Source organism: Bacteroides sp. ET225 (genome assembly GCF_024733745.1).
In the GTDB taxonomy this organism is placed as follows: domain Bacteria; phylum Bacteroidota; class Bacteroidia; order Bacteroidales; family Bacteroidaceae; genus Phocaeicola; species Phocaeicola excrementipullorum.
This window is the reverse complement of sequence record NZ_JANRHN010000018.1, coordinates 12,341-25,396: the sequence shown is the minus strand read 5'-3', so window position 1 is coordinate 25,396 and position 13,056 is coordinate 12,341. Positions and strand designations below refer to the sequence as shown.

The following is a 13,056-nucleotide window of genomic DNA, read 5'->3' as shown; positions in this document are numbered from 1 at the left end:
GCAAAGGAAAGCTGACAATATAAATTCAAACAGACGCTTACCGCTCCGGTCATTCAATGACCACCACAAGCGAATTGAATGTCGGAGCCCAGTCATATATAAACTTGGCATGTGAGGTGGCGTTCCGCACGCACATGTGCGAACGGGGAGTCGTTCCGAGCGACCAGCTGTATTCTATCATTGCCGTGCGCGGCACATTTACCGGTACCCCATGAATGTAGGCTCCGTTCGTAAAGCGGCTTGCATAGGGCGCATACCCTCCCGTAGCCTGTGAACCGTCTTTAAGGAAAACCATCTTCGGCTTCTTCTGCTGGATTACGAACATGCCGAGCGGCGTGTCGTGCCCGTAAGGAGGGTTATGCCGTCCCGTTGTGGCAGGATTCATGCTCCGGACAAGCCACTCCCCTTTTGCCTTGCGTTCGAGCGTGGCTATATTCTGATCTCCCCGGTCAACAAAAATGACATGTGAAAAATACGTCGTGTCCGGTAGTTCCCTGACATACCTCTCCGGAGCCAGCCACTCGCTTTCCACCGTCACCGGAACCAGACGGCAATAGCTGCCTGTCTTTCCCTGAAGATAGACGAGCGAGCCGTCGCGCCCATAGCGCACGGGCGTCACCGTATCAGCCGGAAGATAAAGGGGAACCGACTGATAGCGCTCGACGCCCAGCGTATCCGAAACGCGGTCAAATTCATTGCGCACATAGTTCGCAACTACCGGCGCTTCGCCATACATGTTCTTGTAATTCTGCAGAACGGCCCAGTGACGCGGCTCGAGCTGGATATTCTCGACAAAGGCAAGACACTGGCGGATGATATCCCACTTGAACGAACGCACCGTATCCTGATAAGGATAAGTGTCTTCAAGCGTATACTTGTCATAAAGGAACTCTTTGGCAAGGATAATGTCGGAAGCGGAAAGTGTCCTCCGCTCAAAAGGAAGCACAACCTCTATCGTGTCTGAGGCTGCCGGCTCAGCAATGTCCGCAGGAACGACTTCCACCTCCCGATTGTCACAAGCGGTGAAAGAAAGGGCAATCGCCACTACTGTCTGCCAAGCAAAACGCCTCATAACTCGCTAATTAAGGTCTTTTTACAAAGATAGCGTTTCTTTCGGTAAAAGCAAAAGTTTCAGTGAAAAAACATTTAAGAGCCTGTCGTTTAAATTGTCCGGTCAAGTATCCTCGCCGTTTCCACCTTCTCCAGACGGGCACGCAGCTTCTCCATCATCGAGCGGCGGATGCGTAGCGTCATCAGGCAGTCCATGTCGTATGACTGCTCCAGAATCTCAGGCGACTCCTCCTTTACGATGCGCATCACATCGTTCATGAAAGGATATTCAAAAGCCACCGTTACCGTATCGTCAACTGTCTTTTCGATGATTTCCGCCTCGTCCAGAGCCATGGCAGCCGCCGTGCGGTATGCCACTATCAGTCCGCTTGTTCCCAGCTTGATGCCTCCGAAATAGCGCACAACGACAACCAGCACGTCTGTCAGCTCACGCGAATTGATCTGTCCAAGGATGGGTTTTCCTGCCGTTCCGGACGGTTCTCCATTGTCGTTTGCACGAAAGTCTTTCCGCTCGGCACCAAGCATATAGGCATAGCACACGTGGCGCGCATCGTAATATTTCTTCTGCCAGGCTTCAAGATGCGACTTTACCTCTTCAAGGGTACGCACAGGAATGGCAGCCGCGATGAACTTGCTCCGCTTTTCAGTGAACACCGCTTCCGACATGCCGGTGATGGTTTTGTAGGTATCATCCTGCATCATGAACCTGCCGTATTATTTGTGCAACAGGCGGACACGGATTGCCCGCATCAGCGACTTCCCCACGATAATCAGCATCACCGCCGACAGTATCAGAATGATGCCCAGAATAATCCGGGGAGTCAACGCCTCGCCGAATATCGTAACGCCGATCACCAAAGCCGTAATAGGCTCGAGCGCCCCCAAGATAGCGGCAGGGGTTGAGCCGATGTAATGAATGGACTTCGTCATGAATATCAGCGAAATAATCGTAGGGAACAACGCCATCCCGACGGGATTCAGCCAAAGTTCGGCCGAAGGTATGGGCTGGAGTATGAGGCCAAATTTCAGTCTGACGATATAAACGCTCATTCCAAACAGTACGGAATAGAAAGTAAGCTTCAGCGTAGACATCTCGCGCAGCACAGAGCGGTTCACGCCCACAATATAGATGGCATAAGTCAGCGAAGAAATGAACACCAGCAATACGCCCAGCAGACTCAGGGTCTTGCCGCCTTCGCCGCGATAGAGCAGCATGATGCCCGTAAAGGCCAGGGCGATGGAGAACATGGTGACAAACGACACCTTTTCCTTGAAAAAGACCGCCATAATAATGGCCACCAGAACCGGATAGGCGAAAAGGATGGTGGAGGCGATGCCCGCATCCATGTAATTATAGCTCATGAAAAGTGTAAGCGAAGAAAAAGAGAAAAGGATGCCCATGAGGACAAGCGGAGCTACCTCCGCCTTCTTCAGCGCAAACGACTGTTTCTGGACGAGCATCAGCACGAAAAGCATCACCACGGCAATCCCATAGCGGTAGAACAGCACCGAATCAGGGTTCATCCCTGCACTGTAGAGCGGCAGGGCGAAAAGGGGATTCAAGCCGTAGCTGGCTGCGGCTATCGCTCCATAAGCAAAACCTTTGAATGTAGTGTTAGGCATATATTTCCGGCATTTCTTGAAATTCGCCGCAAAAGTAGTGAATATTTCGGTTGGTTGTGCCGGAAATGTCATACATTTTTACAATTTCCGCCAACATAAAAGTTCGTTTTATTTTGCTCAGGCCTATCTGCGAATTGTCTTCAAGGATGCTTCGCTGATTTTATGGAGCGTCTGACGAATAGAGCCGGGAAAACAGGCCGGAAACAAACGCAAAAGAACCTGATAGAATACTGCCCTATCGGGAAATTTAAACGACAGTTTCTAGATCAGCATCGGCGCACTGCCAGGGGGCTGACAATACACGCAGCCCTCCCTTCCCAAAAACATAAAAGCGGAGTCTTTGGGGCAGCACAAGCCTTTCCTGATACCGACTCTCCAGATTCCCTATTCCAGCTTATGAATCACAAGCCCCGAACGCAGCTTCGGCTCAAACCAAGTGGTCTTCGGGGGCATGATGTTGCCCGAATCCGCAATATCCATCAGCTGCTTCATCGAAACTGGATAGAGAGCCAGCGCAAGTTTCATCTCACCGCTGTCGACCCGCCTCTTCAACTCCTCCAGTCCGCGGATGCCGCCAACAAAATCAATCCGCTTGTCGGTGCGCAGGTCCTTGATTCCCAAAATCTCATCCAAGATCAGGCCGGAAGAGATGGTTACGTCGAGCACGCCAATCGGATCGTTGTCATCGTAAGTGTCGGGATGAGCAGTCAGACTATACCATTTGCCGTCCAGATAGAGCGAAAAGTTGTGCAGAGCAGCCGGACGATAAATCTCCGTACCTTTCTCTTCTACCGTGAAATGCTTCTTCAGCGCTTCAAGGAACTGTGCAGGAGTCAGTCCGTTCAGATCTTTCACCACCCGGTTATAGTCGATGATGGTTAACTGGTCGGCCGGGAAACACACCGCCATGAAATAATTGTATTCCTCATCGCCCCGGTGGTTCGGGTTCTGCCTTGCCTTCTCCGCCCCCACCAGCGCGGCAGCCGCACTGCGGTGATGCCCGTCGGCAATGTACATGGCAGGCATTTCTGCAAAAATCTCCGTGATGGCCCTGATATCCTCGTCGTTGTCCACCACCCAGAACTTGTGTCCGAATCCATCGCCCGGAGCGATGAAATCATAGACAGGCTCCCCTGCCGTATATTTCGCTACAATGGCATCCACCGTCCTGTTCTCCGGGTAAGCGAAAAACACCGGTTCAATGTTCGCGTTGTTCACCCGCACATGCTTCATGCGGTCCTCCTCCTTGTCGCGCCGTGTCAGCTCGTGTTTTTTGATGGAGCCGTTCAGATAATCGTCTACATAAGCCCCCACTACCAAACCATACTGCGTTTTTCCGTTCATGGTTTGCGAATAGATGTAATAGCACTCCTTTTCGTCCTGCACCAGCCATCCCTTGTCTTGAAACATCCGGAAATTCTCTGCCGCCTTGCCGTAAACTCTCGGATCATGCTCGTCAGTACCTGCCGGAAAATCGATCTCCGGCTTGATGATATGGTACAACGACTTTTCGTTGCCCTCGGCTTCCGCACGTGCCTCTTCAGAGTTAAGTACATCGTAAGGACGCGAAGCCACTTCCTCCACCAGTTCTTTCGGAGGACGTATTCCTTTGAAAGGTTTTATCTTGACCATCGCTTTTTTATTTGCAACCGGCAGTCAATGACGGCCGGTGCAGAACGCACCCCCGTCATTAAAGCCTGTCGTTTTAAATTCAACCACTGATTCTTATCTCACTTGTTCACGCGGAACTTCTCGCATCCGTCTTTCAGGAAGCCCACAATCTGTCTGGCAGCAGCTATGCCCGCATTGATGTTTGCTTCGGCAGTCTGCGCGCCCATCTTTTTCGGAGTAGAGAAATAGCGGCCCGGGAACTGCTCGGCAAACTCCTCGTTGTGTACGGGCATGATGTCCGTCACATACTTCAAGTCCGGCCGGTCGTTCATGAGCCGTATCAGTTCTTCTTCGTTAATGACCTCCTTGCGTGCCGTATTGACCAGCAAGCCATTTTTCGGCATACGTCCCACCAGGTCGTAGTTGACAGAACCCTTCGTTTCCGGAGTGGCAGGTATATGCAGCGAAACGACGTTGCACGTAGCATACAGTTCTTCCGCACTCTCTACCGGCTTGATGCCGTCGGCCTCCATCGCCTCTTTCGGACAGTAAGCGTCATAAGCGTAGATGTCCATGCCTATACCTTTGGCAATTCGCGCCACATTGCGCCCCACGTTGCCGTAAGCATGAATGCCCAGTTTTTTTCCTTTCAGTTCGGTTCCCGACTTGCCGTCGTAGAAGTTGCGTACAGCCATGATCATCAGGCCGAAAGCAAGTTCAGCCACCGCATTTGAATTCTGTCCCGGCGTATTCATCACACAGACACCATGAGCCGTGGCCTCGTTGAGATCGACATTGTCATAACCTGCTCCCGCACGCACGACAATCTTCAGTTCTTTTGCCGCATCGAGCACTTCCTTGTCTACAATATCACTTCGGATAATAAGTGCATTGGCATCCTTCACCGCATCCAGCAATTGCTGCTTGTCTGTATATTTTTCAAGCAGAGCCAGTTCGTAGCCCGCATCTTCTATTTCCTTGCGAATGCCGTCGACCGCCACTTTGGCAAACGGCTTTTCAGTTGCAACCAGTACTTTCATAAATTAAGAATTAAGGGTGAATAAATAAATGAAGAAACACAAAGGGCAGCGCATACCCAAAAGCAGCCTCTGCCCTTTGTGTCCCTGTATCAGCAATAAAACGATCAATGCGCCTTTTCAAATTCCTTCATGCAGTCGATCAGCGCCTGCACACTTTCTGCCGGAAGCGCATTGTAGCAGGAAGCACGGAATCCGCCTACCGAGCGGTGACCCTTCACGCCCACCATGCCTCTGTCGGTAGCAAACTTCAGAAAGTCCGCTTCCAGTTCCTTGTATTCGTCCGCCATCACGAAGCAGATGTTCATATACGAGCGGTCTTCAGGATCCGTCACCGTACCGCGGAACAACCGGTTGCGGTCGATTTCGCCATACAGCATGTCCGAACGCATTTTCGCACGGCGCTGCATCTCCTCTACGCCGCCTTGAGCCTTCAGCCAGCGCAACGTCTGCAAAGCCGCATAAATAGGCACTACCGGAGGCGTATTGAACATAGAGCCTTTGTCAACATGCGTCTGATAGTTCAGCATGGTCGGTATGTGGCGGGACACCTTGCCCAGCGCATCGTTCTTAACGATAACGAAAGTCACACCTGCCGGAGCCAGATTCTTCTGCGCGCCGCCATAAATGCAGATGTACTTTGACACGTCGACCGGACGCGAGAAAATATCCGACGACATGTCGGCCACCATCGGCACCGGCACTGTCGGATCGGCATGCAGCTCCGTTCCGTAAATCGTATTGTTGGTAGTGATATGGAAATAGTCGGCGTCTGCCGGAACATTCGCTTCAAATCCTTTCGGGATATACGTATAAGTGTCTTTTTCAGAAGAAGCCACCTCAACGGTTTCACCGAAAGCCTTCGCTTCCTTCATGGCCTTCTTTGCCCATGCTCCCGTATTCAGATAAGCAGCCTTCTTTTCGAGGAAGTTATACGGCACCATGCAGAATTCCAGGCTGGCGCCTCCGCCAAGGAACAACACCGAATAACCGTCCGGAATATCCAAAAGTTCTTTGAACAAGGCAACCGCTTCGTCCACCACCGGCTGGAAATCTTTAGCGCGGTGACTGATTTCCATCAACGAAAGTCCTGAGCCATTGAAATCAAGGATGGCCTGAGCTGTTTTCTCAATTACTTCGCGAGGCAGAATAGAAGGTCCCGCATTAAAATTGTGTTTCTTCATTGGTAGTTTGTTTATTGGTTTGACAATCATTTTCATCTAACTCACATTTGCGAATTTAGCGATTTATTTTAGAAAACCAAAAGAAACGATAATAATTTTACATGGAGATGAAAGATTTTCTTTCAAAATACCAACCGAAACGTGTTTTTGCTTACTTATTGACACACTTCAATCTATACTATGCAGTCTGTGCCGAACAATACATAGCAAAATGAACGGGGGACGCTTCCCCCGATTCTCATATCTGACACAAAGATATCATTTTGCCAGTTCTATCAAAGCTTTTACCCCTTTAATCTTTTCATTCTGCACCAATTTTAACACTTGCTTGGCTTTTTCTCTCGCAACAGCCGCATAAGCGTAATGGTCCTTCACGTCCACCTGACCGATTTCGTCTTTTTTCAGGTTGCCTTTCTTCGACAGGAATCCGACAATATCGATCTTGTTTATCTTGTCTTTCTTGCCCTTTCCGAAGTAAAGAGTCACAAACCGTGAAAGCGAGGGAGCGGGTATCTTTTCCGGAAAAACGAAGCTTTCAGGCTCGGGCTTGACATACTCCGGAAGCGTTTCTTCCGGATGAAGAATGATAAAGGCGTTTCCATCGGCTTCCCAGCGGGCTGTACGTCCGTTGCGATGGATGAACCCTTCTTCATTGACGGGCAAATGGTAATGCACCACATTCCGGATAGTCGGAATGTCAAGTCCGCGCGCTGCCAGATCGGTCGATATGAACACGTGGCAGCTTCCGTTGCGGAACTTGTAAAGGGCGCGCTCGCGGGCTTCCTGCTCCATTCCACCGTGAAAAACTCCGCACTCGATCTTCTGCGAGCGAAGGAACTGCCCCACGCGGTCCACACTCTCACGGTAATTGCAGAACACAAGCGTAGGCTCTTGCCCCAGACAACACAGCAGTTTGCCAAGCGTTTCGAGCTTGTCTTTTATCGGCGACATTACCTTATATATATGGAGGCGGCCGGAAGCACCCGGCGTGTCACCGCCAAGGAAGTTCAGCCGCACCGCGCGGCGGATGCCGGTAAAAGAGGGAATCTCTTCCGAATCCGTAGCCGACAGAAGTATACGGCGGCGGAGCGATGGCAGCTTGCCTATCACTTCGGCCATCTCGTCCTGGAAGCCGAACTCCAGGCACTTGTCGAACTCATCGATAACCAAGGTACGCACGGCTGCGGCATCAAAGTTCTTTTTCGTCAGATGATCGTTCATCCGTCCGGGCGTACCCACAATCACCGACGGTTCCAGGCTCTGCATCGTCCGGTGCTCGTCCATCGCAGGACGTCCGCCGTAGCAGCTCATCACGGCCAGGCCGGTTCCCATCGACTTGAACACCTGCTCGATCTGCAAGGCAAGCTCGCGCGAAGGAACCATCACTACCGCCTGCACGCCTCTGACATCCTGGCGAAGCGACATGACCAGGGGAATGAGATAGGCCAGCGTCTTTCCCGACCCCGTAGGCGACAGCAGGATGAGGTCAGAGTCATTCTTCACATAAGCCTCAGCCATTGACTGCTGCATGGCATTAAGACTCTCTATCTTCAAATTCAACAAAATATTCTGTATGTCCATACGATAAAATTTCAAGTGATTCAATTCAAATCCGGGAGCAAAGATAGCGAAAAAAGCAGTCGCTTCCAATCGCAGCCCACTAACCGGAAGCGGGACTGGAGCAACCGCCAGCCCGAAAAGCCGGACAGCCTCCGATCACCCTGCCAGCATACCGGCCTTATATTGCCTGTTGCAACGCCGGATATACCACAGACAGATGACCAGCGAAACCGAGGTGGAAAGAGGAGGCGCAAACCCCATCCACACAAGAGAACCCGGGTCAATGTGGCTGAACGCCCACGACAACGGAATACGGAACAGGAAGGTAGCAATCAGACTGTGCACCATCGGGAACCAGGAATTGCCCTGGCCGCTGAAGTAGGAATTGATGCAGAATATGAAGCTCACCATCACACAGTCGATGCTGTAGCCGCGAAGATACCCGGATGCCATCGCAATGACTTCCGCATCACGGGTGAAAATGCCCGTAAGTGTATCCGGAAGGAACTGAGAATAGACGCATACCGACACTCCGAACACCAGCGACATCCCGATGCCCGACATCAGGCAGCGGTTCATGCGCTCTCTGAGTCCGGCACCGTAGTTCTGCGCTGTCATGGCAGCCACGGCAGAAGAAACAGCCATCGGAGGAAGCATGGCGAAAACAATGATCTTCTCTACCACTCCGAGAGCGGCCGAAGCTATTAGTCCCATCTGATTGACTATCACGGTTATGAGCAGGAACGACACGTTGATCAGCGCATCCTGCAAGGCAATGGGAGCGCCGAGCTTAAGCACGCGGCGGGAAAAATAGCCGTTCATCCGGATGTCACGGCGGGTAAACTCGAAATGAAATCCGCGGCGGTGAAGAAACCAGAGCGCGGCGGCAAAGCTGATGCCTTGCGAAGCGACAGTGGCGATGGCGGCACCCGCAGCACGCATCCCGCATCCGCCAACCAGCACAAAGTCGAGCACAATATTGATGACACAGGCCAAAGCCACAAAATAAAGCGGCGTACGCGAGTCGCCCAGCCCGCGCAAAATGCCGCACACCACATTGTAGCCGATGATAAAGGGAATGCCCAGCGAACAGATCAGCAAGTAATGCTCCGTATCGCGCATCGCCTCAGCCGGCGTGTGCATCAGCTCGGCTATCGGATTATGAAAAACAGCCATCGGCAAAGTCAACGCGGCACCCACAATGGCAAAAAGCCACACAGACGATCCGATAATGGCAGCCAGTTCCTTGCTGTTGCGCGCGCCCGTGGCAATCCCGATAAGCACCGTAATGCCGGTGGTCAGGCCGAGAATGATGCCCGTAACGGTCTGCATCACCTGGCTTCCCACAGCCACTCCCGCCACGCTGGCGGCATCGTCAAACTGTCCGACCACAAACAGGTCGGCTCCTCCATAAAGCGCCTGCAGCACATTGGCAAGCAGGTAAGGGACAGCAAACTGAAGCAGCACCTTCGGCACGCTTCCCCGAGTCAGATCAAGTTCTTTTGTCATATTCTTTTCATTTTGTGCAAGCGTTCTCCACACCGGACACACAAGAAATGCCGGACAAGCTGATTGGTTTTACCCAGTCATCTTATCCGGCATTTCCAGCCTCCGATGAGGATTACAAAACGCATCTCCGTTATGTCGGCGCAAAGTTGGGTCAAAGATTCGGCATTTGCAAATTTTCTTCCCTTTTTTGATATGACTTTTCCATTTAAGATCTCTCGGTCCGATATAGAGGGTGGACGATACGCACCCCTCCCTTTCCAACATCGGAAAAAGCCGTTTTCAAGAAAGCAAAACGATCACACCGTCTTAATCCGCAAACGTAAAATGTATTAAATCAGTCCAGGAATTCCCACCGTCAGACCTGTACAAGACTTTATCGGATTCCCATTCAAATTGATAATGTTCATCATCGCTATTTGACATCGTTACTAAATGTTTTGGAGATACGCCAAGCAGCCCTGCCCAATAAAGATATTTCAGTTCTTCTATATCCATATCATAAATGTCGTAAAAGAACATCAGGTTATTGTCATTAAGAGTTTCAGAATAACTAAAATCAGTAGATTGAGTATGGCTACCTTGTATGTCTATATGACTTATATCTCCATCAGTCCAAACGAGAGAGTATTCTCTTTCTTCCCGACCTTCGTTCATATAAACGAGATGCCCTTCCTCATCATACTCACAAGTGGACTGGAATTCAAAACCGCCATATTCATCATTATGTTTTGAATCAATGCGTCTGGCAAATCCCAATTCGTTCAGCCACACGTCATAAATATAGGACACACTTCCATCAGCACGTTCTCTTGTATATCTTACATCAGGGTCTGAAGTCTGCTTGTCTGGATCAAGATAGTAATATTCGAATGTTATCTTATATCCGTCACCGTCATCCACTTGAGTAAGGAAACCGCTCTCATAGACGAACTTGTCCAATCCGTGGTCATCCACTTCATCTACCAGTTTCCCCGTAAACACCCTTTCAACCGGATTCTTGTCTGTTGGAACAGTTACATCTCCTTCATCCCCGTCGCTTCCTGACGGATTCTTCTCGACCAGTTCCACCGTGGATTCGTACCATTCACCAGTTTCATAATCCCTATAATACTCATGAATGGTAAGTCTGTTGTCAGACGAAAAGTTTACAGTGAAATTGCCCTCTTCATCATCATTGTTCCATACGTTATCCCATGAATAGCGGATCTGGCGTTCGCCTTGGTTTTCCCATTTCCAGAAATGAGCTTCTATTTCATTGTCATTATAAAAACTGAGAAACGTACCCGACTTAGAAAACATAACTTCCGATATCGCACCGTAATATTCATCAGGAGTATAAGTATCGTCGTATTCCCCATCGTACGAATCATATCCTCTCTCATGTATATTCGTCACCTTCCACGTACGGCACAAAGCATTGGTCAAGTCATCATCGCCCATCGTTGCGGCCTTTTTTACGGCAAAAGCCATCTCGTTTCCACCATTAGGTTTGATTATTACATCTGTAATTCCCTGACCACCGTTTGATTTCAGTTGTATGACACCGAATCCCTCCAAATTGAAAGTTTCATCGTCGATTTGGATATAAGTGCCATAGACTACGTTGTCATACGTCACAGCCCTGCTTGCCGGGGCCTTCCGGGAAAAAAGATTTCCCTTTTGCAATGAAGAAACAGCATAACCGCCGCTGCGTTTGATGACGACATAGTCACCGCTTGCCCCAAGTTCAATGCTTGCATACGGAGAAGAACTGTCTGTGATTTCATATTTCCCGCTGACAGATTCGTACTGGGGAGGATTCATATTGACAACGACATCTTCAGTGTCGTCACTACAAGAAAAGAAACACGGAACTGTCAACACGGCCAACAGTACCAGAAACGGAATTTTACAATACTTTTTCATAATTATTACTGTTTAATGTTGAATTTGATTGTCGGTAATCAAAATTCTGCAGACGGGATACAGCAATAATTATGTTTTTAAGGGAAAGAGCCGTCCCATTACTTTCAATACATCGGATAAACTCATTTATCACATATCGAATTGCCAAGGTAATGTAATTCCCTTATCGGATGTCCGATTTTGCATTGCAAATTTACAAATCAACAACCAGAAATAAGACTAGCTATCTGTTAAATTGTCGAAATAGATACAGCATTTTTATCAATACTTTTCGCACAAAGCACAATCGGACACTGACCGGCAGGAACTGTATCAGTACCCTATAACCATACTTCTGCCGCTCTTGGTTTCAAGGAGGCATATTCCCCATACAGATTTACGACGAAAAGTTTGCCCAATTCGCCAAAAGTAACGTCCTTTGCAAAAACTGTTACAAATATATACCATCATGGCCGACAACTATATCGAAAAGCAATACGAGGCATACGAGGCGCGCAAGGCTGCCTGGGAAAAAGAGAACAAATACAAGCGGAAGAAGACTGCCGCACGCACGCAGCCGGACAGCACTCCCTGCGAACGGCTCTTCCACAACCACGGAAAAAGAGTGGTGGCCGTACACGACCTTTCCGGAATGGGACGGGTATCGCTGATGGCTGTGATACCCATTCTTTCGTCCATGGGACTGCAGGTGTGTCCCCTGCCCACCGCCATCCTTTCAAACCACACCCAGTATCCTGTCTACTCGTTCCTCGACCTTACCGACGAAATGAAGCGGATCATCGAAAAATGGGAGGAACTGGACATGCGCTTCGACGCTTTCTATTCGGGATACCTCGGATCGCCGAAACAGGCTCAGATTGTGGAGGACTTTATCAGAAGATTCCGGCGGCCTACCGACCTCGTTGTCGTAGACCCTGTCATGGGGGACAACGGAAGCCTTTACAAGGGGATCACCGAAGACATGGTTACCGAAATGAAGAAGCTGATCTGCCTGGCAGACATCATCACGCCGAACATGACGGAGCTGTTCCGCCTGCTCGACATGCCTTATCAGGAGTGCATGACCGACGCGGAACTGAAGGCTGCGCTCAAGGCTCTGTCTGACAAGGGACCGAGCATCGTCATCGTAACCAGCGTGCCGGTCAAGGACGACCCCCACTCCACCTCGGTCTATGCATACAACCGGTTCGGGAACCGCTACTGGAAGGTTACCTGCCCTTACCTGCCCGCACACTATCCCGGCACGGGCGACACGTTTACCAGCGTCATCACCGGATCGCTGATGCAGGGCGACAGTCTGCCCATCGCGCTCGACCGCGCCACCCAGTTCATTCTGCAGGGCATACGCGCCACCTTCGGCTACGAATACAACAACCTGGAGGGAATCATGCTCGAAAAGGTGCTGCACAACCTTGACATGCCTATCCAGGTGAGCAGCTACGAACTGCTGGAATAGACAAGTGCAAAAGCGGGAGGCACAGCGGGAGGAAAGCCCGCCATGCCTCCGCAGAAAAAGAGAACCTGATTAAAAACGTTTGTCCGTTGTCCGAGAACAA

The 13,056-nt window shown here is 50.3% G+C and carries 10 protein-coding genes; 1 reads left to right on the top strand and 9 read right to left on the bottom strand.

Annotated elements, in window-relative coordinates; genetic code table 11:
- Positions 1-49: 49 nt before the first annotated feature.
- From NW212_RS09035 to NW212_RS08995, 9 genes are all read right to left on the bottom strand, one after another.
- Positions 50-1,072 (bottom strand): L,D-transpeptidase, encoded by a 1,023-nt coding sequence (locus NW212_RS09035; RefSeq protein WP_258338324.1) that lies wholly within the window; start codon positions 1,070-1,072, stop codon positions 50-52.
- Between the two features lie 89 nt (positions 1,073-1,161).
- Positions 1,162-1,773, bottom strand: coding sequence for a YigZ family protein (locus NW212_RS09030; protein WP_258338323.1), 612 nt, complete (start codon positions 1,771-1,773; stop codon positions 1,162-1,164).
- A gap of 12 nt (positions 1,774-1,785) precedes the next feature.
- Positions 1,786-2,694: a DMT family transporter gene (locus NW212_RS09025; protein ID WP_258338322.1), complete on the bottom strand. Its 909-nt coding sequence runs from the start codon at positions 2,692-2,694 to the stop codon at positions 1,786-1,788.
- A gap of 384 nt (positions 2,695-3,078) precedes the next feature.
- Positions 3,079-4,326, bottom strand: coding sequence for a DUF1015 domain-containing protein (locus NW212_RS09020; RefSeq protein ID WP_258338321.1), 1,248 nt, complete (start codon positions 4,324-4,326; stop codon positions 3,079-3,081).
- Between the two features lie 98 nt (positions 4,327-4,424).
- Positions 4,425-5,345, bottom strand: coding sequence for an NAD(P)-dependent oxidoreductase (locus NW212_RS09015; RefSeq protein WP_258338320.1), 921 nt, complete (start codon positions 5,343-5,345; stop codon positions 4,425-4,427).
- 104 nt (positions 5,346-5,449) lie between these two features.
- Positions 5,450-6,526, bottom strand: coding sequence for a 3-phosphoserine/phosphohydroxythreonine transaminase (gene serC / locus NW212_RS09010; RefSeq protein WP_258338319.1), 1,077 nt, complete (start codon positions 6,524-6,526; stop codon positions 5,450-5,452).
- A gap of 258 nt (positions 6,527-6,784) precedes the next feature.
- The gene (locus tag NW212_RS09005; RefSeq protein ID WP_258338318.1) at positions 6,785-8,107 is read right to left on the bottom strand and encodes a DEAD/DEAH box helicase; all 1,323 of its coding nucleotides are present in this window, start codon (positions 8,105-8,107) and stop codon (positions 6,785-6,787) included.
- Between the two features lie 135 nt (positions 8,108-8,242).
- A complete protein-coding gene (locus NW212_RS09000; RefSeq protein ID WP_258338317.1) occupies positions 8,243-9,595 on the bottom strand; it encodes an MATE family efflux transporter in 1,353 nt (450 codons plus the stop codon).
- A 306-nt stretch (positions 9,596-9,901) separates the two neighbouring features.
- Complete coding sequence (locus NW212_RS08995; RefSeq protein WP_258338316.1) at positions 9,902-11,500, bottom strand: DUF4595 domain-containing protein; 1,599 nt, start codon at positions 11,498-11,500, stop codon at positions 9,902-9,904.
- A gap of 631 nt (positions 11,501-12,131) precedes the next feature.
- Here NW212_RS08995 and NW212_RS08990 point away from each other — a divergent pair.
- A complete protein-coding gene (locus NW212_RS08990) occupies positions 12,132-12,956 on the top strand; it encodes a pyridoxamine kinase (RefSeq protein WP_375337979.1) in 825 nt (274 codons plus the stop codon).
- Positions 12,957-13,056: the final 100 nt, after the last annotated feature.